This window comes from Chelativorans sp. (assembly GCF_031180965.1).
Lineage (GTDB): Bacteria > Pseudomonadota > Alphaproteobacteria > Rhizobiales > Rhizobiaceae > Chelativorans.
The window spans coordinates 24,944-48,086 of record NZ_JAPSLH010000002.1 but is presented as its reverse complement, the minus strand read 5'-3'; the positions used below and the strand labels follow the sequence as shown (position 1 = coordinate 48,086).

At 61.0% G+C, this 23,143-nt stretch carries 18 protein-coding genes and 1 pseudogene; 8 read left to right on the top strand and 11 right to left on the bottom strand.

The features are described 5' to 3' along the window. Nucleotides 1-4: 4 nt before the first annotated feature. Nucleotides 5-799, top strand: coding sequence for an ABC transporter permease (locus RIN79_RS01685; RefSeq protein WP_309082880.1), 795 nt, complete (start codon nucleotides 5-7; stop codon nucleotides 797-799). A 696-nt stretch (nucleotides 800-1,495) separates the two neighbouring features. On the opposite strand, the gene RIN79_RS01680 is transcribed toward RIN79_RS01685, so the two are convergent. From RIN79_RS01680 to RIN79_RS01670, 3 genes are all read right to left on the bottom strand, one after another. Next, nucleotides 1,496-2,803: an O-antigen ligase family protein gene (locus RIN79_RS01680; protein WP_309082879.1), complete on the bottom strand. Its 1,308-nt coding sequence runs from the start codon at nucleotides 2,801-2,803 to the stop codon at nucleotides 1,496-1,498. A 262-nt stretch (nucleotides 2,804-3,065) separates the two neighbouring features. Beyond that, nucleotides 3,066-4,829, bottom strand: a complete 1,764-nt coding sequence (locus RIN79_RS01675) for a sulfatase-like hydrolase/transferase (RefSeq protein ID WP_309082878.1) — start codon at nucleotides 4,827-4,829, stop codon at nucleotides 3,066-3,068. A 230-nt stretch (nucleotides 4,830-5,059) separates the two neighbouring features. Further along, nucleotides 5,060-6,439 carry a class I SAM-dependent methyltransferase gene (locus RIN79_RS01670; protein WP_309082877.1) on the bottom strand — a complete coding sequence of 460 codons (1,380 nt, stop codon included), beginning with the start codon at nucleotides 6,437-6,439 and terminating at the stop codon, nucleotides 5,060-5,062. 593 nt (nucleotides 6,440-7,032) lie between these two features. Here RIN79_RS01670 and RIN79_RS01665 point away from each other — a divergent pair. The 4 genes from RIN79_RS01665 (at nucleotide 7,033) to RIN79_RS01650 (ending at nucleotide 9,161) form a co-directional block, all read left to right on the top strand. Further along, on the top strand, nucleotides 7,033-8,121 hold the full coding sequence (locus tag RIN79_RS01665; protein ID WP_309082876.1) for an N-acetylmuramidase domain-containing protein: 1,089 nt from the start codon (nucleotides 7,033-7,035) through the stop codon (nucleotides 8,119-8,121). A 159-nt stretch (nucleotides 8,122-8,280) separates the two neighbouring features. Further along, nucleotides 8,281-8,493 carry a hypothetical protein gene (locus tag RIN79_RS01660; protein WP_309082875.1) on the top strand — a complete coding sequence of 71 codons (213 nt, stop codon included), beginning with the start codon at nucleotides 8,281-8,283 and terminating at the stop codon, nucleotides 8,491-8,493. Nucleotides 8,494-8,638: 145 nt separating this feature from the next. Next, on the top strand, nucleotides 8,639-8,866 hold the full coding sequence (locus tag RIN79_RS01655) for a hypothetical protein (protein WP_309082874.1): 228 nt from the start codon (nucleotides 8,639-8,641) through the stop codon (nucleotides 8,864-8,866). After that, nucleotides 8,856-9,161: a hypothetical protein gene (locus RIN79_RS01650; RefSeq protein WP_309082873.1), complete on the top strand. Its 306-nt coding sequence runs from the start codon at nucleotides 8,856-8,858 to the stop codon at nucleotides 9,159-9,161. Before RIN79_RS01655 ends, RIN79_RS01650 begins: the two co-directional genes overlap by 11 nt. A 454-nt stretch (nucleotides 9,162-9,615) precedes the next feature. Here the strand turns inward: RIN79_RS01650 and RIN79_RS01645 are convergent, their stop codons facing one another. Further along, nucleotides 9,616-10,176, bottom strand: coding sequence for a GNAT family N-acetyltransferase (locus RIN79_RS01645; protein ID WP_309082872.1), 561 nt, complete (start codon nucleotides 10,174-10,176; stop codon nucleotides 9,616-9,618). Nucleotides 10,177-10,777: 601 nt separating this feature from the next. Between RIN79_RS01645 and RIN79_RS01640 the strand changes: the two genes are divergently transcribed. The 3 genes and pseudogenes from RIN79_RS01640 (at nucleotide 10,778) to RIN79_RS01625 (ending at nucleotide 12,907) form a co-directional block, all read left to right on the top strand. Further along, the gene (locus RIN79_RS01640; RefSeq protein ID WP_309082871.1) at nucleotides 10,778-11,524 is read left to right on the top strand and encodes a hypothetical protein; all 747 of its coding nucleotides are present in this window, start codon (nucleotides 10,778-10,780) and stop codon (nucleotides 11,522-11,524) included. Next, nucleotides 11,521-12,203, top strand: a pseudogene (locus RIN79_RS21530) (autotransporter outer membrane beta-barrel domain-containing protein). The gene RIN79_RS01640 and the pseudogene RIN79_RS21530 overlap by 4 nt, the downstream one beginning before the upstream one ends. A gap of 380 nt (nucleotides 12,204-12,583) precedes the next feature. Beyond that, nucleotides 12,584-12,907: a hypothetical protein gene (locus tag RIN79_RS01625; protein WP_309082869.1), complete on the top strand. Its 324-nt coding sequence runs from the start codon at nucleotides 12,584-12,586 to the stop codon at nucleotides 12,905-12,907. A gap of 2,368 nt (nucleotides 12,908-15,275) precedes the next feature. Here RIN79_RS01625 and RIN79_RS01620 read toward each other — a convergent pair. The 7 genes from RIN79_RS01620 to RIN79_RS01590 form a co-directional block, all read right to left on the bottom strand. After that, nucleotides 15,276-16,508 carry an amidohydrolase family protein gene (locus RIN79_RS01620; protein ID WP_309082868.1) on the bottom strand — a complete coding sequence of 411 codons (1,233 nt, stop codon included), beginning with the start codon at nucleotides 16,506-16,508 and terminating at the stop codon, nucleotides 15,276-15,278. 12 nt (nucleotides 16,509-16,520) lie between these two features. Continuing rightward, the gene (locus tag RIN79_RS01615; RefSeq protein ID WP_309082867.1) at nucleotides 16,521-17,489 is read right to left on the bottom strand and encodes an oligopeptide/dipeptide ABC transporter ATP-binding protein; all 969 of its coding nucleotides are present in this window, start codon (nucleotides 17,487-17,489) and stop codon (nucleotides 16,521-16,523) included. After that, nucleotides 17,482-18,477 carry an ABC transporter ATP-binding protein gene (locus RIN79_RS01610; RefSeq protein WP_309082866.1) on the bottom strand — a complete coding sequence of 332 codons (996 nt, stop codon included), beginning with the start codon at nucleotides 18,475-18,477 and terminating at the stop codon, nucleotides 17,482-17,484. Before RIN79_RS01610 ends, RIN79_RS01615 begins: the two co-directional genes overlap by 8 nt. A 14-nt stretch (nucleotides 18,478-18,491) precedes the next feature. Beyond that, on the bottom strand, nucleotides 18,492-19,436 hold the full coding sequence (locus tag RIN79_RS01605; protein ID WP_309082865.1) for a succinylglutamate desuccinylase/aspartoacylase family protein: 945 nt from the start codon (nucleotides 19,434-19,436) through the stop codon (nucleotides 18,492-18,494). Nucleotides 19,437-19,474: 38 nt separating this feature from the next. Further along, nucleotides 19,475-20,332 carry an ABC transporter permease gene (locus RIN79_RS01600; RefSeq protein WP_309082864.1) on the bottom strand — a complete coding sequence of 286 codons (858 nt, stop codon included), beginning with the start codon at nucleotides 20,330-20,332 and terminating at the stop codon, nucleotides 19,475-19,477. Beyond that, nucleotides 20,329-21,309 carry an ABC transporter permease gene (locus tag RIN79_RS01595; protein WP_309082863.1) on the bottom strand — a complete coding sequence of 327 codons (981 nt, stop codon included), beginning with the start codon at nucleotides 21,307-21,309 and terminating at the stop codon, nucleotides 20,329-20,331. The genes RIN79_RS01600 and RIN79_RS01595 overlap by 4 nt, the downstream gene beginning before the upstream one ends. A 304-nt stretch (nucleotides 21,310-21,613) precedes the next feature. Then, nucleotides 21,614-23,140: an ABC transporter substrate-binding protein gene (locus RIN79_RS01590; protein ID WP_309082862.1), complete on the bottom strand. Its 1,527-nt coding sequence runs from the start codon at nucleotides 23,138-23,140 to the stop codon at nucleotides 21,614-21,616. Nucleotides 23,141-23,143: the final 3 nt, after the last annotated feature.

Sequence of the window (23,143 nt, the reverse complement as noted above, 5' to 3'; positions counted from 1 at the left end):
AGCGATGGAAGAAAGGAAACCAAGCTGGCTGCTGAAGGTGACAGTGACGGTCTTGTTCGTCTTCTTGCTGGTGCCGGTCCTTGTGATTGTGCCGCTGTCATTCAGTGGGGAGAATACGCTGCGTTTTCCGCCGGACAGCTGGAGCTTTCGCTGGTACGGGGAGCTGTGGAGCAATGACCGGATGTGGGGCGCCTTCCGGACGAGCCTTGTGATAGGGGCTGTCGTGACGGTGCTCACAATCCTGATTGCCTTGCCGGCGGCCTATGTGATCGTGCGCTTGAAGGTCCGAGGATCCGAGCTTCTCTACAACCTCTTTACAGCTCCTCTCCTCCTGCCCACCATCGTTATCGGACTTGCGATCCTCATCATCTTCGCATCTGTCGGGCTGTTGGGGACCCGCCTCGGCATCGCGCTCGGCCATCTCGTGCTGACCTTACCCTACGCGCTGCGCATTCTGGCCACCGCGCTAAATGCGCTCGCCGTTACCGTGGAGGAGGCTGCCGCTTCGCTGGGAGCAAAACCGCTGACGGTCTTCAGACGCATCACGCTTCCACTCATCGCACCGGGACTGGTATCGGCAGGCGCATTGAGTTTTCTCGTGTCCTTCGATGAGGTCGTCGTTACGCTGTTCCTGGCTGGGCCAGAGGCGACAACCCTTCCCGTCGAGATGTTCAGGCACCTGGAATCGCGGTCCGACCCTCTGATCGCCGCAATTTCTGTTCTGCTGATTTCCCTGACCCTCGCGGTTGTGCTGATCGTGCACCGGAGCATCGGGTTTTCGACGAGCTTTACCAGATAACGATCGGTGCGGGCGCTGCTCGAGCGCCGAGAAGCCCGCCAGCAAGACGCTGGCAGAGACACCCCGACGCCGCAGTGCAGTCCCGGTGGGATGTCCGCTTTCAGGTAGTGGAACGACCAGCCTTACGACCGAAATAGGGCGCGAAGGAGCCGTTCAGGTTGTTTGCGGCGAGTGACGGCTCCGAGCCGATACCGACCGGGTTGCCGCACGTTCGCGTGCACGCCTCGGTGGAGGCCGGCATCTGACGGCTCGCGGGAACCGAATTGCCGGAGCCACTACGGAGATCTTGAACATCGCGACGGTACACGGGCGGCGCAAAGGCGATCAGGCGATGGCGTCGTTTACAGCTCCGCCCGCTCAGTCGACTTGGGATGTGGGCGACTTTGTGCCCCTGAAAGTGTCCGCAAGGGTGCTCCAAGGAGCTGCACCTGATCGCTTTATCGTTCAAGGCTGGACCCGCATGGTTGCTGGAAGCGCTGTAGGCGCGTCAACTCCCGGAACGCACTGGGCACAACGGATCGAGCGGCTCGGCGTCTAGTCTAATCAAAAGGATCAGCAGGGGATCCGGAATAGTTGCTGGCAACCGGGCAGTTCACGGCTGATCCGTCCCACATGTAGCATATATCGGAAGTCGGCCCGATGCGGTTGGCGAGGTAGGTGATCGACACCATAAGAAGGAGGGCGAGTACAACGCTTTCAAGCAATCTCGTCATTTTCCCCTCCCATTGAGCCCAGCAAAAACCACGTGAGAACGCCGGCACCTGGGATCATCAGTATGTCCCAAGTCAGGGCGACGGCGAACATTGCGACCACGGCCGCCGCGCTGAATGCCCATTCTGGGTAGGCGCGGCGGTGCTCCCATGCCGCCTTGAATGCAAGAAAGATGAAGTAGGCGAAGGGCACCGCAAACAGTAGCCCGCCCTTCCACAGGATGTTGAGGTAATACAGGTGGGGAGTAGTGTTGGCGCCCAGATGTTTACCGATAGGTTCGAAGCGCCCAAATCCCGAAAAGCCGTTGCCAATAAGTGGGCTTGCCGCGAACTCTCTTGCGGCGACGGTCCATAGATCGGTGCGCCCAGTAGTGAGGGCGCTAAGATCGTGGGCTGGTTCCGCAGTGCGTTCGTTGTGGGTCTGCTTCGATTTCATTAAGTAAGCTGATCCCTGCACCAAGTGAGCCATTCTAGTCACTTCGTCTACCCGTATCGACACAGCGGCCCCGGCCAAAACCACGGCCGAGGCAATGAGCGTATAGGCCAGCCACGGACCCTGTCGCCTCCAGAAACAATAGCCCCCGAAGAATAGAGCAAGCAGAATGAGAGCTCCCTGAGAGGCTCTGCTTTCGCTGCCGATCACAAGGAAGATTGCGCACGCCAGCCCGACGCTGAAAAGGATGCGAAGTGAATTGCTACAGGAGAAGATAGCGCCGCACAAAAGAGCTGCTTGCATGCAAAAGAGTGGGGCGATGCTGTTGACGCCGTAGGAGGCGAACACGGGCAGGCCGAGTATGTGGACATTCATGTAACTTGTGCCTGGATCCCGGCCAGGAGTGCCGAAGGGGTACACCCCGCGTACCGGCTCCCCGGTCACCAGAAGAGGCAGCGTCGCAGTGACGAGAAAGACTACTGAGAATATTCCCAGCCAGCGGACAGCCGCACGCAGCGGCACGAGCCGACCCAAAAACAAGAAGCTCGGCGCAAACATCGTCCAAATGAGGAGTTCCGCGATGTTTCCGTGAAGAATGTCTGGGCTGATGATGTGCGCTGCGAACACGGAACCGAGGCCGCACAGCCCTGAAACGATGAACGCCGTTGCTAGCCTGTCATTGAGGCTAAATAGTACCGCCAGCCCGACGACAGGAGCCAAAAAATGCGCCGGGTTGATTTCCATTCTGAAGACGGTGCCAAGAGACACCTGAATCGTGAGCATCGCGGCAATGGCTGGGACGGCCCAGCGCAAAACCTTCGGATCGGATACTATGCTGGCTCTCGCGCCTAGTTCGATCATGCTTGATGTTATCCATCATCGCCCCCCTGGCTGAATGGAGTGGTCCCTTTAGCGCATAAAGCCGGAGGAGAAAACCCCAACGGCCCCTCTATGCGCACCTTGTACAATCCCGAGTGATCTACAACCTAACCTGACCACCTGAAAGGCAAATTCGTGGACCGCACGGTACCAAGAACCCAAAGCGGCGCACGATGGCGGCGCTTTGTGACGGTGAAAATATATAGGCGATCCGGTGGGAGGCCTCCTGGACCCCATAGCACCTTTACTTTGCGGGAGCTTGCGCCTGATTTGTGGCGGGTTGCTGAGCCTCCCAACCTTGAAATTTCCACCCGTCCTTCTCGCGGAGGAACTTCGCGAAGCGATCTATATTGCCGAGTTCTGCGGTGTGGGCTTCGAAATAAATGGCCGGCCTATCCGCTGGTGGCTCGACGGAAAGCAGGGACACGCCAGGACCAGTATATGCCAGGCCGAAGAAGTCCATCACCGTGGGGGCAATGTCCAGCAACTGTGCGGGGGCATCGCTGATCTTGGATTCCTTTGCGCCAGGAGGATGGATCAACAAAAGAGCGCCAGCCACGCCTTCAACAAAATGGCTTGGCAATTTGGAGAGATCACCGGTGTCACGGTCAATGTAAGGGGCCGAAGGATCACGTTTTACTGTTGAGTCCCACCTATGCAGAAGTGCGGCATCCCCTAGACCGTGGTCGGCATGAAAGATAACAAGTGAATTCTCGAACCGGTTTAGCTCTCGCAGCTGTTCCGTAATCCGTTCCATCACTGTCACAGCACAGGCGAACTGGTCATCTATCTGCTGGTCGTGGCTCTTTTGAGCTTGCCGGTCCGGATGGGCAAAGGAGCACGAAGCGTCAAATACAAATGGCGAATGCGGCACCATCAAGTGAAGAAAAACATAGCGTCCACGAGGGGGCAGAGACTGTTCTGCCTCTAGGAACTGTTCCAGCGTGTCCATAGTCGCTGCTTGCATGGGCTGGCGCCATTTTGGGAACCCTTCGCTTCCATCAAAGAGCCCACGAACAGAACTCGTTAGGGAGAACCCATACTCCCACGTATCTACCGGGCGCTGTTGGTGCTGGAGCGATCCGAGGAAGTAGTCTCGCACCGATACCGGGATCAAGCTTTGAAAGAGAATGTCGACGGCAAAGGTAGTGCCAAGGTTTTTTCGGTTTGCGGCATATAAAACCGTTGTGGCCTCGCATAAAGAGGCCTCCGGATCACAAAAGTACGGATAAAAGGGGAAGTAGTGGGTCGAGATACCGGCGCTTTGGAGGGAGGCCGAAAACCCTTTGTTGAAGGCTTCATCCCAATTTGTAATCGGAGATGGATGATGCTGACCTGTAAACACGGAGCGCATGGACAAGTTTGTTCGCCCGTAATTTGCGATTGCATTTGGGAAGAAGGTGAACCCGTTCAGTTCGGGCTTGTTCTTGCTGTTAAGTCGATATTTAAAATAGGGGGAGGCAAAAGCGTCCAGCACCACGTGATAGACGTTACCTTGAAACTTCGCGGCGCTGGCGCTGGTCGGGGCGGCTCTAACAAGTTCAGGGCGGGGTGGCCCCTCAGTTTTGCCTTTTAAGACGTGCCACAAAGCGTAATGCTGCGGAATTGAGAATGCCACTGTCAGGACGGCGAAAAGAGCCGCGGCCTTTGCCAGTACGTCGAACGGAACACGGAGCGCGATCCAAGTACAGATTGCAAGAAGGGCAACCTCTGCAGCGACGGCCCCTAACATCGCTATGGGTGAGTGTAGCCAGATGTGAGGGTAGGCTGCGTTCCAAGCTATCACGTTGATGGCGAAGCTGGTGAGGAAGACGACGCTCGATCGGCAAGCAAGAGCGATCACAGCCAGTACGGCGGATGAGGCCAAAAATAGGGCCCAAACCGCGTAAAGCGCGCGTGCGGTGAACGCGATCTCGTTTGCGTTCGCCTGGATAACAGCTGGTGAAAAACTTAGGAACACGAGGCCGGGCAGCAATATGGCCGCTAGGACTGGGATCAATCGCTGCATTTCTCCTCCCGAAGTAGCGGTTGCCTCTCAAGTTGTGGTCTATGCTTTCAAAGGAGCTGTGGGAATCCTGCAAGGAGAAACACCCCCGGGATGCACCATACGATCAGCCGACCGCAGCAACGTAGAACTTCACCGCGCTGGTGGTACACCTACCCTTTACCTCTTCGCTCGCCCCTCACGCCTCACCAGAGGCCTGCTGATACCGAGACTGCCGGACAGTAGCGTTCCCTCTATCGCGAGTACCAGAAGAGGGTGCGACCAGAACGTGATATCCGCTTTTGACGAACAGTATGAGAGCGCTTTTCGAGGGTGGCCCGGAAATGAGCTTCATTATAGTTGGGGAAGATATCCTCTCTGAAAGCCAGCATCTTCGTGATGGTTGGGTCGGATTTTGGAACGAACTCTATTACACCCGTGGGTGCCAAGCTGACGATCCACTCAACAACCTGATCAAGTGGCACATTGTGTGCGATGGCCAAGTGGTGCTCGAAGGCGAGCGCGAGTACAGCGTCGCTAGAATATCGTTCCGAAAACCCCAGCCGCTCACTTTGCATCCACCCCTGCGAGGGAGAAGGGTTCCTCGCGTCGAGGAATAGAGGAAGAAAGTTTAGGTTTCCGGCCTTTGCGCGTTGGAACGCTTGATCCAGCGACTGCTGATCGAAGTCAAAACCTATGACAGTATCTGCTCCGCGTTCCAAGGCTATGGAACTGTAGTCGCCTGTATTACAGCCGAGGTCGATAACCGTTCTTGGTCTTGTTTCCGCTATAAATTCACCGACGAATGTGCCCTTCTGAGCAGCTTCAGCGGGATCGTATGTGGTGGTGGAGGCATAATTCGCCCACGTGGTGGCGCTGATATTTGCCGGTCGAAGTGCTTCAATCCACCGGAACAATTGCCGGAGCAACCCGCGAAAGCCTTCCAGAGGAAGTTTTCTATTCTTTAGGGCGGCATTGACTTCTCTGTCGCTTGTGGCCCCTTGCTGAAAGTATGCCGGTAGAATGACGTGCGTCATCGCCCTCCAACTTAGGCGAGAGCGAAGTGGAAGAAGTTTGGCTATGGCCGCCGTAGGAATGCCTTCCAACTCGCCCCGGTACCAACCATTCGCCGCTATATCGAAATACGCGCGTAGGAGTAGAGGGTTCAGGAACTGCTCGCAAAACTGCCGGTGACCGGCCCAAAACTCACCCTCGACGTACGGCCGGATCGAAAGGTGGTCAATGAAGACGGGCCGCGGACCGATAAATTGGACATTGTAAGCCGAGGCGTCTGAAAGTGTGAACCCTCTTTCCAAAAGGTAGAGATGCAGATCCAGGTGGAACAGCGCTGCTTCCTTTAAAAGTGAGAAGGACCACTCATACGGAAGCGTCCACGGTGATATTTTGGGATGCTCCAGGAGATACGCAGCATCTTCAAAGCCGTCGACAGGCCGTTCTTCGAAGTCTGCAAGCCGGCCCTGCGCGACAAGGCTGCGAAGAACTTCACGCGCGGTCTCATACTGCGGGGCAGCTGTTTGAGAGACCGTACGGAAAACGCGGTCCCCGGAAATGTAGATTGACCCTGCCGGGTCACGGAAGGAGCCCGGCAGACGAAGCAGGACATTGCTTTCCACTGGCTATTCAGGCCTGCTCTTGTGCAGTACCGAGCGGACGAACGCCTTAGCTCTGTGCCAGTAGAGAGTCACCGTCGCACCGGCCACAGCAATCGCGCCAATGATCCCTTGAAGGATCATACTCCCAGTACCAGGGTCTAAATAGGCATGCGCGTGGGTCACAGATGCGGATGAGATCAATACAACAATTGCCACTATCCTGGTCATTCAGTCCTCCAACTATTCACGTCATGCGAGTAGTCATCAAACTGTCACGCAACTGTCAAGAACAGGAAACCGGCATTCGCGCATTCCTCGGCAGGTAGTGGCTGTTTCAGATCGTGTCGTGGCGCCGGCCTAGCGCAGATGCGGTGCAATCTGCAGGATCAAAGTGACACCAGCTATACAGAAGGCAACAAGCCCAACCGCGGCAGTGTAGAATCTCGTCCGCTCGTCCTGATCGAACCACCATTTCATCTGTTTCGCCCCCGCGAATTGTCAGTCTGCCGGGGCGGCAGACCGATGCCCCAATGCGAAGAAAATCACACCGGTTCGCCCGACGCCAATGTGACGGCGGCCCTTCGCTACGACTGAACTCCCGAAAGGACCATCTCATGCTCGATAAAGCGACCGTGCGCGCGGTCGGCCTTACTGCTGCGCGCCTGAAGGTGGAGACGAACGTGCTCCTGGCCGTGGTGGAGGTGGAGAGCGCAGGCAAGGTCTATGCCCTCCTGAACGGACGGCAGGAGCCGCTCATCCGCTTCGAGGGGCACTATTTCGACCGGCTGCTTGAGGGAAAGAAGCGGGAGCGGGCACGAAAGGAAGGCTTGGCGCATCCCGCCGCCGGCGGCGTCAAGAACCCGTCCAGCCAGGCTGCGCGCTGGCGCATGCTCAAGGCCGCCATGGCGATCGATGAGCAGGCGGCGCTGGAAAGCACGTCCTGGGGCATCGGGCAGGTCATGGGCGCCCACTGGGAAGCGCTCGGCTATGCGAGCGTGCAGGCCATGGTCGCGGCCGTGCGCAAGGACGTGGCGGGCCAGATCGCTGTGATGGCCCGCTACATCGAGGAGTTCGGCCTTGCCGATGAACTGCGGCGGAAGGACTTCACCGCCTTCGCCCGCGGCTACAACGGCCCCGGCTATGCCCGGAACGGCTATCACACCAAGATGGCGGCGGCCTATGCCCGGCTTTCCGGCAAGAAGCCGGTTTCCGCAGCAGCGAGCATGCTGCGTATGGGATCCAAAGGCGCGCGGGTGCGCGAGCTGCAGGCACTCCTTGTGCGTGCCGGCTATGCGGTGAAGGTCGATGGGGATTACGGGCCGAGCACGAAGGCGGCCGTGACCGACTTTCAGCGGGAGAACAAGCTCGCGGTGGACGGAGTGGCCGGGCCGGAGACGATGCGCGCGCTCGCGGCCTTCAAGGTCGCCCCGGAGGAGGAGCCGGGCGCCGTGGGGCCGTTTGAAACCGAGGAGGCCAAACAGGGCGGCGCGGCTGTCGTCACCGGCGCGGGTATCGAGACAGCGCGCCAGCAGATCGACAGCGCGGCGGACCGCCTCGCCGACATTCCTGGCCTCGAATGGCTCTCGGGCACTCTCACCATTGTGGCCGTGCTCCTGGTGCTCGGCGGCCTCTCCTGGGCAGCATACGGCTGGTGGAAGAGCCGGCAGACAGACGAGGGCGACGCCGCCCCGGCAGGTGCGTGATGTTCGGCCTCGGCATATGGCTGAAGCTAGGTGCGGCTGTTGCCGTCCTTGCGGCACTAGCCTGGTCTCACACAGCGGCATATCGAGCAGGCGCGAATTCCGAGCGAAGCGCTGCGCTTGAGCGCTCCGTTGATCTCCTCCGCGAAAGGAATGCCTCCGATGAGACAGTTCGCAACATGGACGATGCTGCTCTTTGCGCTGCTCTCGGCGGCAGGATGTCAGACGACGGCACCTGCCAGTGAGTGCGACGGCTGGCGCGAGCTGACGCCGGCCCCGCAGACGAGAGACTTCATCATCCGCAATGACCGCCCGTTTGCTGAACAAGTGGCGGGACACAATTCGTTCGGAACGGGGCGGGGGTGCTGGGAATGATCAGCCGGCGCGCTTCGGTTTGGGCATTTGGCGAATAGTAGCGACGAGAGGGAAACCCGATGCCGGCGACTGACGACATTTCATCCACCTGCGCCGGCTCGACATGGTTGAGCGCAATCTGACCGACCATGCCCGGAGCCTATCCGTGTTCACCGACCGTCTGGGCGAGACAAATGAAGAACTGACGCTGATACAGGTCGAGCGGGCGGCGCGGGATGAGCAGCGGAAGCACCTCAACGATCGGCTGCAGCGCATCGAGGCCAGCATTGCAGGTATCCAACGCTTGGGGTGGTGGGTACTCGCCACCTTCAGCGCTTCCGCCGTCGCGCTGATATCGAACTTCCTCTTCAGAGGAGGCTTCCATGTGCCGTGAGACCGCGGTGAGTTGGGCGCTGTTCCTTTTCAAGGCATTCTGCGCCTCCGTCATTTTCATGGCCACCGTCTTCACCGTCTACACAGTCGGGCCAAAGATGGAGACGCGCTACCATCCGGTCGTTTCCAAGCTGCGAATCCTCAGCCTGACGAGCAACGATGACGGTTACGCCGTGATCCTGGCGGAGTTCACGAAGCTCCGCGTTTTGCGAATATATCGGGATCGCTTGGTTCCGGGGAAATCCCGATTTCGGTTTCGAGCGTGTGCCTGTGATCCTCTTACGACAGGAGGGTGACAGGTCGAGCCCCAGTAGGCCTGTCGGCACCCAGCAAGTCGGCCCCTGGGTTGTGCAGATGCCGGTGGAGGAAATACCGGGCAACAGCTTTGCTCGGCTGATCCACAGCTGCCATCCGTTCTGGAGCACGACGACTGAGTTTTAGCCCTGATGGGAACGCGCTTCGGTCTCAGCCGTTGACCAGGCAGAGCGTTCCCTGCGCTCATATCCACCGCCCCGCTGGCTACGGCCGGCGAAGCTTTTTTGCGTTAGTGCGGCTGCAAAGAGATGGGAACGGAATGGCAGGTTTCGGGCAGCTACGCCGCGAAAGCTGCCTCTGACCGGGCCAACGAGCTTCGGCGGCAACGCGCCAGGCGCACGCCGGCAAGGTTTTCACCGGTCCATTCTAGCCGCGTTTCGCGGCTGTGCCGAGCGCTTGGCACCCGTATGCCAGAAGCTATCTTCGAACTGAAGCTCAACGCGGCCGCCGCAGCATCGGGACGAGTGTCGGCGACGAACCAACCTGGATCGCGCCGAGCGGTTCGAAGCCGTAGCGTCGGTAGAACGGAATGTTGCGCGGGTTCGAGGATTCCAAATAGGCGGGCGCGTGATCGTGATCGCACCGGGCGAGTGCGTACGCCATCAAGGCGTCGCCGTGACCTTCGCCTTGATGCGCCGGGTCCACTCCGATCAAGGGCAGGTACCAATGTGGTTCGGCGGGGTGATGCGTGGCCATCTGTTCGAAGATGGCCGCGGTCTCGGGGGCAAGAGCGCGCGCAACCGTGCTCTCGAGCACCGCACCAAGCCCTTCCTCGTCCGCATGTACTCCAGGCGTTAGCCACAGCGCCGTCCCGGCATAGCCGTCGGTGCAAAAGGCGCTTCCGTTAGAGAATGCGTTGCTCCCGAACGCCCGAATAAGTCGCGGCATGGCCGCAAGGTACTGGTGTGCCTGCGGCCAGGTCCATCGCGCCATAGGGTCCGCTGCAAACGCCAGCATGACTGTTCCGCCCGCCAGATCTTGCTCGGCCGCGGCCATAACTCTCACTGGTGGCGATTTCACACTGCCCTCCTGACGTAGGTGGTCGGACGAGGCGCGCCCGTTCTTAGCTACCCATCGTAACCCGGATCGCGTGGGAGCGATACCGGTTGCTGCGCGCTCAGCAGTTGGACCGCTGCGGCCTGCCGACGGCGCAACCGCACCTTCTGGGACGTGATTGCCCCGCTGGCCATGCCTGCGGGCGTTTTGTCCACACGCATGTAGTCCGGCTTGCCCCAGGCAACCTGTCCATCTTGGCCATGAAGTAGGTACTCACTGCGCCTTCCGTCTAGCTGTTTTACAATAGAGCGTTGTGTTGCACTTTTGCATGCCTGCGCCGTCCTTTTTCTTTTGAGCGTAAAATTCGTTGAACCTTGAATAAACTTCAGGCTCTACGCTCATCTTCAAATCCAAGGGGGTCATCCATGGACAGACAGGTGGGCGGCGTTGTTGCCGAACTTTTTTTCACGATCAGAAGCCCGTTAAAACGCGCCGCCGGGCGCTTTTTTTATGTCCAAGCACTTCCTGCGCGCCTCTTGCGCTGGCCGCTGCATTCTTTGTGCTTCCAACTGACGCGTTAGCGCAGTGCGTTACCGGCCAGATGATCACGTCGGATGAAGGATCGGTAACCAATTCCACTAGCGTTGATTGCGTGCACATTCAGAACAGCACGATCACCGGTGACGTCACCAATACCGCATCTGGTGTGCTCAACCAGCCCGCCAATGCTGGCTTGGCCGTAGACCAGAACAGCACTGTGACCGGCAATGTCCAGAACGACGGCCAAATCAGCGGAGCCGAGGGCATTCGGGTCAGTGCCTCCACCATCGATGGCTTGATTGAAAATAACAACTCTATCGCAGGTGACATCTATGGCATCCGCCTCGTCAACGGGGCCTTGGCTGGGGGACTCACCAACTCTGGCACCGTAGCCGGGGCGACTTACGGGATGGTCCTCGAGAGCGGGGCTGTCTTCTCCGGTGACATCGTGAATAGTGGCACCTTCCAGGGAGGAGGCAGCGGCATTGCTCTTATTGATTCAACGATGTCGGGAAGGATAATCAACAGCGGGGACGTGATAGGCACGACGGCGATAAGCATCGTTTTGGTTAATACTAACGTAAGCGGTGGCATCTCTAACGAAGCTTCCGGACAGATTATCGGCGACGAGCAGGGCCTATATGTATCGGGCGCGGCCGGATCTCCGCTCACCATCACTAATGGTGGACTTATTAGGGGCACCTCGGCTGTCGGCATCTATTTGCTTGATGCTGACCTTGGCGGTGGCATCGCTAACGAAGCTTCCGGACAGATTATCGGAGGCCAATATGGCATATCGGCGGGGTGAGCCTGCATTACGGCACCTTCTCGGCCGACGTCGCCTCCATCCATGGCGACGGCTCCATCGACGGCTCTGGCTACGGCGCAGGCGGCACGCTCACCTGGTATGCCGACAACGGCTTCTATGTGGACGGCCAGGCGCAGGTGACCTGGTTCGACAGCGATCTCGAATCCAGCACGGCCGGGCTGGTGCTGGAGGACGGCAATGAGGGCGTGGGCTATGCGCTCAGTCTCGAACAGGCAAGCGGATTGCGCTGACGCCGGCCTGGGCAACCACCCCGCAGGCGCAGCTCACCTACTCGGCCGTGGAGTTCGACGACTTCACCGACGCCTTCGGGGCGCCGGTGTCGCTCGGCAGCGCCGAGAACCTCGTCGGGCGCCTCGGCATCACGCTCGACCGCCAGGCCGAGTGGCAGGGCTCCTCGGGCAGCATCAACCGCTCGCATGTCTACGGCATCGCCAATCTCTACTACGACTTCGACGGCGGCTCGAATGTGGATGTCGCGGGAGTGGACATCGAAAGCGAGGACGATGCGCTCTGGGGCGGCCTTGGCGTCGGCGGCTCGCTCAACTTTGCTGACGACAAGTACTCCCTCTATGGCGAGGCGCTGGCGAAGATGAGCCTGGAGAATTTCGGCGACAGCCATTCGATCACCGGGACGGTGGGCTTTCGCATGCAATGGTAGGGCGCGCCACCCCTAGTGTTACCGCTCCCATGTCCCGCAGGCCGAAAGGCTGGCGGGGTTTTTCGTTTGCGCAGAGTCCGGCTCAATCGTTCGTGACGATCTGTCCGTCAGCCGGAGCATCATGAAGGTTATCCCACACGAGCCAATTGTCTGTGGGATCCAGGACGAGCTCGTATGGTTTCGATTGCGTGCTCGCAGATGGTTTCCGCCACGGACCGAGACGACGGAACACTCGATGATCTGGAATCTAGCTCTTCTAGCGATTTCAAGATGCGCCCCTCCAGTTTCTGCTGAAGGGCGAGAACTAATCCGAGCCAACCTGGTTCCAACGTGATTTCAGTCGTACCTCCGCCCCGCTGGCTTCGGCCGGCGGGGGTTTTTTGCGTTCAGTTGCTGTGTCGGTGGCGCAGGATCAAAAAAGTTCAATGCCTGCACAACCTCGGCGATTGTCTCTTGGGGCACCTTTGCCTTTGCTGCTGCCGGATCGAAAGGAGGGCCGCCAGCGGTTCAGCACCGCGGACGATCTGGCCGACTACGTGCAGCTCCGCGCGCGCATCGCGTGGCTGAACAAGATGCACCAGCCGGAGGTGTCCTCAATGCCTTCACTGGCGACCGATCGCGCCATGAAGATCGGCCGCGACATCAACGCCGCAGTCGCGCTGTCGCAGAAACTCGCAGAACGCTTGGGTTGGCAAAATAAATGAACCACCCGGCCGCACCCGGGCAGCTAGCGGGAGGCCATTTTCGTTGCCTGATTCGATGCCGCCCCACATGCCACACCCGCGATATAATCGGTGCTTCGAATCGTCCTGGCGGCCGAAGGGGTTCAAGCAATGCATAACGTGGCATCGCAGAGGCTAAGGAGGCTTAAAGGGGATCTCGCCAAAGTCGTCCCGCGCGTGCCTAATAATCGGGCAAGTCTGTTGGACCTCCAACAGAAGTCCCTGCCAGAGCTGTTGACCGATTTTCTTAATTGGCGATCGCGCTACATTGCTCCGCGGCCGCGGAAAGTCACCATCGAACCACCCGCGATGGCGGATGCAAGGTGGATTAGCCACCGTACCGCTATACAATCGTTTCTGGAGAAGGTGCGGCGGGGCGTCGACCTCACTCCACACCTTTCATTCAAGCCCCGCAGTCGCCAGAGGTCGTAGTGGATCCCCAGAGGACAGATGGTCTGACAAGGACAAGGTTCTGAACGTTTTGGGCTACCACCATTTCCACCTCGGCATATCGATCGGAGAGAACGATCCCGCTCCGCGTACAAAGGACATCATCCTCGCTGGGGTTGGCCGCGAGACCTTCAAGTTGATAGGGATATTCTCCCACGCACTTTTCAATGAGGGCCACGCCGACCATGTAGCGGAGCAGAAGCGATTATGGTCAATCCATGAGCAGTTTGTCCTGCGGGGACCGGCGTAGGCTCCATCGCAGTGACTTCAAGGATCACCAATTCACGGCATTCCTTGCACGTTCGTCAGTATGCGGGCCATTGTGCGAGCAGGATCCTGGAGTGCAATCCCAAACTGGAGGATCCGGCGTTTCTCAAAGTGCTATACCCGCCGTCACTTTCCACACCTGCCAAACCGAAGTTTCGGCGGGCGTTCGATCATTTGAATTGCGTTTTGCTAGACTTCAGCGCACGCGCTCGTTGGACCTTAACGACTGGGTGGGCGTGATCGTTGGTGGGGAGGCTTCAGCCCAAGAGAATCATGGGCGCTTTGAAGGGGAAGTTCAGGCCGAACGGCTTCCTGATGGAAGAAGAATGCGCCTCTGTCCGACTTCAAGTAGTCGAGACGGGGTGGTTAGCGCCTGCAAGGGCGGTCGTGGACGAAGCCTCGATACCACGCCTGCTTTGGTCAAGGGTTGGGTCCCCCTTTACTGGAAACTACCGCTTGCGTCCGTGATCCACGACGTGGCCTGCCAGTTGAGGGAACGAACCTGGGAAGTGAGCCACCTTGCCTTCCACTACGGTATTGAGGGCAGATGGTGTCGCTGAAATCATGGCAAAAGTTCTATACAAGTCATCGAGACGCGAGCCTAGGAGGGCCGGCCGACAACGGGATCATGCCCGTTATCACGCCGTCCTCCTCCGTTCCTACGGAAGCTGCCCGGCGCTATCTCTTACCCGGTCAATCGGGCGATCGCCTCGCTTTGGTCTCGTTGCGCCTGGGTTCGTGTTCAATTTTGCTCCCTCCCCTCCACGTCGACGGGGCAAGGCAGTTGCATTGGCCTACCATGTCGCATCCATGTCGCGTGGAGTAGCCGAGTGTGAGGGAAACCCTCGAAAATCAAGGGAACTGGTTGCAACATTGCGCGACATAAAGTGCTGGATTCCCAGCCAGTCGCTCTCTTCTAACCGCTTGAAAAATTTACATAAATTGTGGTAGAGGGAGGGTTGGCTACATCCAACCCTCTCCGCGTCGATTGGGCATGCACGGGCGGACGCTGAGGGAAGCACGCATTCTGCGGTGAGTCGAATGCTGTAAGAAACTTCGATCGCGATAACACGTCCTCAGCGGTGGGAGTAAGCCGTGGCGTCTCTCATCAAAGATTGATCAGATCGACACCGAGCAACGGGTTCAACTATCCTCACGGTACGGAGCGGAAGCGCTCCTCCTCGTGTGATGTTTGAGCTAATGTTGTTCGGTGCCGTTGCTCGTAACCCCGAAGATCAGGTGCGATGGTCCCAGGCGATTCCGCGCATCAAGAGTCTCTCGTCCACCAAAGGCACGCTGGACGAGTCTTGCATACGCAGGTTCTGCCTAAACCTACGCGATAGTCTTCCCGCACCGCCTCCCACTCGCTTGCAGGACATCCTCCCGGTTTCCTCCAGCCGCGTGTTGCGACTGCGACAGCAGGCGCCAAGCCCGCCCTAGCCGTGAGATCGCCAATCTGGCCGACGGCAAAATGTCTTCACCACGGTCCGGATCGACCAGAACCATTCGTTAGAACCTCCGTTCGCCCCGGCCGCCGCGCGGCGGAGCGAGGCGACGCCGTCGAAGCTCTCTACACTTCCTACTGTAGTTCAGGCTGGCGGAGCCGTGCTCCAACCACCTGAGGCGAGCCAGACTAGTGCAGCGCGTTCTTGAAGATAGTGCCGTCGCGCATGATGAGTGACAGATGCGCTCCGTCGTCTTGCAGAAGGGAGATGTCTTCGAGCGGATTGCCATCCACTACGACGAGGTCGGCCAGCGCACCAGGCGAAACAATGCCGAGCTCGCCGGAATAGCCGCAGAGCTCCGCGCCGATTACGGTGGCCGAGCGGATAATTTCCGCCGGCGTCAGCACCTTCGCCAGAAGCTCGAATTCCATGCAGTGGTAGCTGCGCAATTCCCCGAGCAGGTCCGAGCCGAAGGCCATTTTCAGCCCCGCCTCGCGCATCACTTCCAGCGAGCGCAGGCCGCCCTTGCGCACCACGTCGATCTTCGAAATTTCCGTCTGGCCGAAGCCGAAGCGCTTTCCTTCCAGATGCAGCGCCTCGTAGGCGACGAGCGTTGGCACGGCGATGCAGCCCTTTTCCGCTGCGAGCCGGGCCGTCTCGGGCTCGATCAGGTTGCAGTGCTCCAGCGAGTGGACGCCGAGCTCGACGGCGCGGCGGATCGCGCGATCCGTGTAGAGATGCGCGGAAACATATATATTGGCGTTCTCTGCTTCCTCGACGATTGCCGCGATCTCCTCTCGCGAGAACTGGATAGACTCGATCGGATCGTTGGGCGAGGACACGCCCCCATTTGCCATGATCTTGAGGAAGCGGGCGCCTGCCTTGATCATTTCGCGGGCGGCCAGCCGGCAGGCGTCCACGCCGTCCACCACATAACCCATCGAGCCCAGCCGGTCCGACATCATGCCCGGGCGGTCGTCGGTGCGCTGGCGCAGGTCGGCATGACCGCCGGTGGTGGTGAGTCCCTTGCCGCAGATGACGAGGCGCGGCCCCTTGATCAGGCCTTCCTCGACACCGCGCACCAGGCCGATATCGGCCCCGCCGAGATCGCGCAGCGTGGTGAAGCCGCGCTGCAATGCCTCCTCCATCACGCGGGCGGAGCGCAGGGCGGAAAGCGAAGTGGGCGCGATGATGTTGGCCCAGAGGTCGAGCGTTTCCGCCACTACATGCACATGGCAGTCGATCAGCCCCGGCATCAGCGTGCGGCCAGCAAGGTCAATACGTGTTGCGCTGGGGAGAACGTCGAGATTCGCGCCGACCGCCTTGATACGATTGCCCTCGACCAGAAGATCCAGGCCGCCGCGGGTTACGCCCGCCTCGGGGTCGAGCACCCTACCATTGGTGAAGAGAAAGCTGGTCATGCGGTCCTTTCCTCAGCGGTAATGGCAGGCGACAAGGCGGCCGTCCGGCCGCGGCGTGAGCGCCGGCTCGTGTATCGGGCAGCGCTCGGTCGCCAGGGAGCAGCGCGTGTGGAAGGGGCAGCCGGACGGCTTCTCCGTCGCGCTCGGCATGTTGTCGGCGCTGGCGCTGTAAGCCCGCCGCCTGCGCGGATCGAGCGCCGGCGCGGACCTCATCAGAAGTTCGGTATAGGGGTGGGTGGGGTTTTCGAAAATTCCATCGCGGTCGGCGATCTCGACTATCTTGCCGAGATACATCACCGCCACTCGGTGCGAGATGTGCTCCACCACGCCCAGGTCGTGCGAGATGAAGAGGTAGGATACGCCGAGATCGCGCTGGAGATCGGCGAGCAGATTCAGGATCTGCGCCTGTACGGAAACATCGAGCGCGGAGACGGGCTCGTCGCAGATAATGATTTCGGGATCGAGTGCCAGCGCGCGGGCGATGCCGATGCGCTGGCGCTGGCCGCCCGAGAACTGGTGCGGAAAATTCTCCGCCTGGTCGGGCCTCAGCCCCACCCGCTCCATCAGCGCGGCCACGCGCTGGCGGCGCTCCGCCGGGGTGCCGATGCCGTGAATATCGAGGGGCGCGCGGATGATGTCGTGCACGCGCTGGCGCGGGTTCAATGAGGAAAACGGATCCTGGAAAACGATCTGCACGCGGCGGCGGAAGTTCTTCAGCGCCGCGCCGCGCAGTTTTCCGATGCGCTCACCTGCGAACGTCACGCTGCCTGCCGTGGCTTTCACGAGCCCCATGAGCGCCAGGCCGGTCGTAGATTTCCCGCAGCCGGACTCGCCAACGAGGCTCAAGGTCTCACCGCGCTTGAGGGAAAAGTCGACGCCGTCCACGGCCCTGACGGAGCCCACCTGCCGCTGCAGCACACCCTTGCGGATGGGAAAATGGACGGTAAGCCCTTCGACCTCCAGGATGGGCGCCTCAGTCATTGTCGTGTTCCCAGCAGGCGGCGAAGTGGCCGGGCCGCTTCTCCTGGAAAGGGGGGCGTTCCGCAAGGCAGCGCGCCGAGGCGCCCGGGCAGCGCGGCGCGAAGGCGCATCCCCTGGGCAGGTCCCACATGGGCGGCACCGTGCCGGGAATGTCGGTGAGCCGTCCGGCGCTCCGCCCGCGCGGCACGGCGCCCATGAGGCCCTTGGTGTAAGGGTGGATAGGATGGTCGAAGAGGTCGTAGACCGACGCCTCTTCGACCTTGCGGCCAGCATACATCACGATCACCCGGTCCGCCACCTCGGCTACCACGCCGAGGTCATGGGTGATCAGGATCAGCGCCGTGCCGAGCCGCTTCTGCAGATCGGAAATGAGGCCCAGGATCTGCGCCTGGATTGTCACGTCGAGCGCAGTGGTGGGCTCGTCGGCAATCACGATCTTCGGGTCGCAGGCAAGCGCGAGCGCAATCATGGCGCGCTGGCGCATGCCGCCCGAAAGCTCGTGCGGGTATTGCCGGGCGCGCCGCTCGGGATCCGGCATCTGCACGAGCCGCAAGGTCTCGATCCCCCGCTCCATAGCCTCCGATGCGCTTGCCTTCCGGTGCCGGCGCACGACCTCTGCGATCTGATCGCCGACCGTCATGACTGGGTTGAGCGCCGTCAGTGGCTCCTGGAAGATCATGGCGATTTCCTCGCCGCGCAGGTCTTCCACCGCCCGCGTGGGAAGGGCGAGCACGTCGACGCCGTTGACCTCCACCCGCCCGCCGGCGGCTTCGGCAGCTTCGGGCAGGAGGCGCATCAGCGCCAGCGCCGTCATCGACTTGCCGCAGCCGGATTCGCCGACGATGCACAGAGTCTCGCCCGCGCCGACCGCAAGGCTCATGTCGGCCACGACCGCATAGGCGCCCTGCTCGCCGCGGATGCGGATCTGAAGATCCTCCACGGCGAGCACCGCATTCCCGTTCGCCGGCTGTGTGGCGGGCGTGGTCATCGTTCCGCGCTCGCTCAGTCCGTCGCCCGCGCGAGATTGCCCACCATGAAGCCGAAGTCGCCGCTCTCCACCAGGTTGCGGGAAAGATGCGACAGGATCATGATGCCGCGGTCGAAGGGTGTCGGTATCTCCTCCAGCGTCTCGAACGTGTAGGGGCTGACCACGCGACCCAGAAGCTGGCCTTTCTCGATCACCTCGCCAAGCGGCGGTGAGAGCGGCTCCAGCCAGCCGCCCTGCGTCGGCCGGATCGTCTCGATCTCGTCCACGACGATCTGCTTCGGTGCCGGCTTCACATCGCCGGGGATGGCGCCAAGGTGTCTAAGCATGTTGAGCACGCCGTCGACCGTACGCGTCACATAAGGCGTCTGGTCGACGATGCCGCCGCCAAGCTCGATCACCACGCAAGGTATGCCGCGGCGGTCGAGCGTCACCGCCTTGGTGGTGCCGGAAAACACTGTGCCGCCCTTGTCCATCACCGGCCGGTAGAGGATTTTCGAGCCGAAGGCGCGCGAAAGCTCCTCGTCGTTCCAGATATAGACGTAGTCGACCGTCGGCCGGTCCGTGCCGGCATGGAGGTCAATATGGACGTCAATCTTCTCCAGGAATTCCGATGTGATGGCGGCGGCGAGCTGCTGCGTGTAGTTGCCGCTGCGGTTGCCCGGGAATTCGCGGTTCAAGTTCAATTCGTCGATGGGCGTGAAGCGGTGGTTCACGGCCATGGCTCGCGCATTGGCGACGGGCAGCATCAGGATGCGGCCCTTGAGCGGCAGGTCCTTGATGGCGCGCCAAATATCCACCATCGCCTGCGCGCCGGTGTTCTCGTTGCCGTGGATCGCCGCCGAAAGGCCAATCGTCGGCCCATCCGTTTCCCCGACTAGCTCGTGCATGACGAGAACGGCATCCGAGCCATCCGCATGGGTGGTGAATTTCGGTCTCAATATTCTTGTCGATTTGACCATCTGTTTTTCCTTCTTTCCGATGGATGGACCGGTTGATGTCATGCGCCTTTGGCGCGCGCGCCGCCGCCGCGCGACAGCTGGCGCGGGTCGAGCACGTCGCGCAGCCCGTCACCGAGCAGGTTGAAGCCGAGCACGGTGATCATGATCGCCGCACCCGAGACGATGGCGAGCCAGGGCTCGTCGCGCATGAAGCGGGTGCCGTAGGAGAGCGTCCAGCCCCAGGTTGGGGCCGGCGGCGGCAGGCCGAAACCCAGGAACGAGAGTGCGGACTCAGCGATGATCGCGGTGCCCAGGCCGAGCGAGGCGAGCACGATGATCGGTCCCAGCGCATTGGGCAGGATCTCGCGGAAGATGATGCGCAGGGGGCTCGCGCCCAGCGCCCGGGCCGCCTGCACATAGTTCTGCTCGCGCAGCACCAGTGTGGCGCCGCGCACGACGCGTGCATATTCGGTCCAGAAGACGACGATCAGCGCCAGCGAGACATTGACGATGCCGGGCCCAAGCACGGCGACGATGGCGAGCGCCAGGATGATGGCGGGGAAGCCGAGAAAAATGTCGGTGATGCGGCCGAGCAGGAGATCGACCCAGCCGCCGAAATAGCCGGAGACGAGCCCCACTGTCGCGCCGATCAGGACCGCACCGCCTACCGAGGTGAGTGCGATCATGAGCGAGATGCGGGCACCGAAAACCATGCGGCTCCAGAGGTCGCGGCCAAAGTTGTCGGTGCCGAGCAGGTGTTCCAGGCTCGGGCCGGCGAAGCGGTTGCGCATATCCATCTGCTCGATGCCATGGGTGGCGACAAAAGGCGCAAGCAGCGCGCAGCCGACGACGAGAAGCGTGATCGCCGCTCCGACGACGAGGGATGGATTGCGAAGCGCCTTGGGCAGCCGCATCATCCGAGCCTCACGCGCGGGTCGACCACCGCATAGAGGAGGTCCACGACGAGATTCACGAGCGCGAAGATCAGCGCGAAGGTGAGCACGATCCCCTGGATCAGCGGCAGGTCGCGCTGGGAGATGGCGGCGATGGTGAGCTGCCCCAGCCCCGGCCAGGCGAAGATGGATTCGGTGAGCACGGCTCCCCCGAGCAGCATGCCGAAGCGCAGGCCGATCACCGAAAGGACCGGCAGGAGAGCGTTGCGCAGAACATGGCGGACAATGACGCGCGGCCGGCGCAGGCCCTTGGCATAGGCCGTGCGGACGAAATCCTCGCGCAGCATTTCGAGCATAGAGGTGCGGGTGAGCCGCGAGATGATGGCCGCGGGCGTGGCGGAAAGCGCCAGCGCCGGCAGAAGGATGTGGCTGAGCGAGTCCCAGAGCACGCCGGGCCGGCCGGTGATCGCCGCCCAAAGAGCTTCAGGGAGCGGCGCGCCGCGGCCGATGGAGGGCAGCCAGCCGAGCTGCACGGCGAAGGCGAGCATGAGCAGCAGGCTCAGCCAGTACACGGGCATGGAGACGCCGAGCTGGGCAAAGAACATGGTGATCGTGTCGACGATCGACCCCTGCCGTATGGCCGAAATTACCCCCATCGCGACGCCGACCACCGTCGCGATCAGGAGCGCGGCCACCGAAAGCTCGATGGTTGCACCCAGCCGGCCGAGAATGATGGTGGCCACCGGCTGGTTCTGAAAGATCGATTGCCCCATGTCACCGGAAAGAAGCTGCACGAAATAGTCCCACAGGCGCTGATACCAGGGGTCATTCAGGCCGAGCGCGTCGCGCAGCCGCTCGATCGCCTCGGGCGAAGCCTCCTGCCCGAGCAATACCGAGGCCGGATCGCCGGGAATGATGAGGAGCAGCCCGAAGGTCACGATCACCATCCCCATGGCCATGGGAATGAAGAGCAGCAGGCGGCGGATGATATAGGCGATCACGGCATGCGGCTCCGGCGGACATTACGCCTTCCCGCTGGGCTGGGAGTGTCACTGAAGACATCGCGTCTCCCCACCCCCCTCTGGCCTGCCGAGCTTTTGTCGAGGAGAGGCCATTTCTCGCTCAAGGGCAGAACAATCGCAGATGCCGCCTTTCCCCCACTCCGTCCCGCTACGCGGGCCACCTCTCCCCCACTTCGTGGGGTAGAGGAAGGGCGCCGAGCATCGCGGCCGCGGCTTCCTCTCCCCCGTCGAGCGGGGGAGAGGTGGTCGGCGAAGCCGATCGGAGTGGGGGTCGACCCCATCCCTACTTCTCCATCCCAATCAGCCCGCGCAGATAGCCGCGCGGCGTCGCCACCACCTGCGTCGGCAGTTCCTTGTCGTAGAAGAGCTGGTAGCCCTGGTAGGAGACGATGAAATAGGGCAGTTCCTCCGCCAGGATTTTCGCCGCTTCCTGATAGGCCGCCGCACGCTCCTTTTGGTCGAGCGAGGAACGCCCCTTCTGCAGGAGTTCGTCGACCTTCGCATTGGAATAGCCGCCCCAGTTGGTCGGGCCGCCCGTCGAAAGCTGGCCGAAGAGCAGGCGGTCGGGATCGACGATGTTGAGCCAGCCCAGAAGCGCGATCTGGTGCTGCGACTTCTGCACGTAGTTGGTGGAGAAGCTCGGCCAGTCGGTGATCTGGGTCTTCGCGTCGACGCCGGCCTGCGTGAACATCGCCTGCAGGAATTCGATCGTCTGCACCCGGTTCGGATCCTCGCTATGCGTGGCGAGCGTGACGGTCAGGTTCTTGCCATCCTTGTCGAGCAGGCCGTCGCCGTTCGAATCCGTCCAGCCGAGCTCGTTGAAGAGCTTCGTCGCACCCTCGAGATTGAAGGTCGGCTGCTTGATGTCAGCCGAATAGGCCCAGGAGGACGGCAGGATGATCGAGCTCGCGACCTGGTCGACGCCCTGGTAGAGATCGTTGACGATGGTCTGCTGGTCGATCAGCATCGAGAAGGCCTGCCGCATCTTCGGGTCGGCAAGCAGCGGGTCCTTGGTGTTGAAGTTGATGTAGGTGACGCCGAGCCCGGGGATGATCACATTGCCGAAACGGTCGTCGCCGGCAAGCCTTGTGATGTCCTGGGGCGAAAGCGGCGACTGGATGACGTCGAGATCGCCCGCCTCGAAGGCCTGCGCCCGGGCCGAATTGTCGGCGATGATCTTCAGCGTGACCTTCTCCACCTCCGGCGCGCCCGCCCAATAGTCCGGATTGGCTTCGAGCACGATCTCCGCACCCCGGTTCCAGGAGGCGAGCTTCATCGGTCCGGCGCCCACCGGCTCATTGGCGATGTCGCGCCCGCCTTCCACCAGCTCTTGCGGCACGATGCCGAGGTCGAGATAGGAAAGGAGCGGCGCATAGGGCGCGCTCAGGTTGAATTTCACCGTCAGGTCATCAACCTTCTCCACCGAGGCGATCGGCGTATAGAGCGCGCGCATGGGCGCGTTGAAATCGGGCTGGACGAGCGTGGTGTAGGTGAAGACCACGTCATCGGCCGTGAGCGGCGTCCCATCGGAGAATTTCAGCCCCTGGCGCAGCTTGAAGATGAAGGTTGTGGCGTCAGGCGTCTCCCAGCTTTCGGCAAGGTCCGGCACCGCCTCGAGCTGCGGCGTGATGTGGACGAGCCCCGAATAGATCAGGTCCGCGACGCGATAGGCGGTCGTGTCGCGCGTCAGCCGGGAATCGAGCGTGCCGGCGTCGACATCGGTGCCCACCACGATCGCTTCCTGCGCATAAGCGGGGTTTGCGGCAAGCGCGAGAAGGATTGCGCTGGTGGAAAGGAAGATCTTTTTCATCGG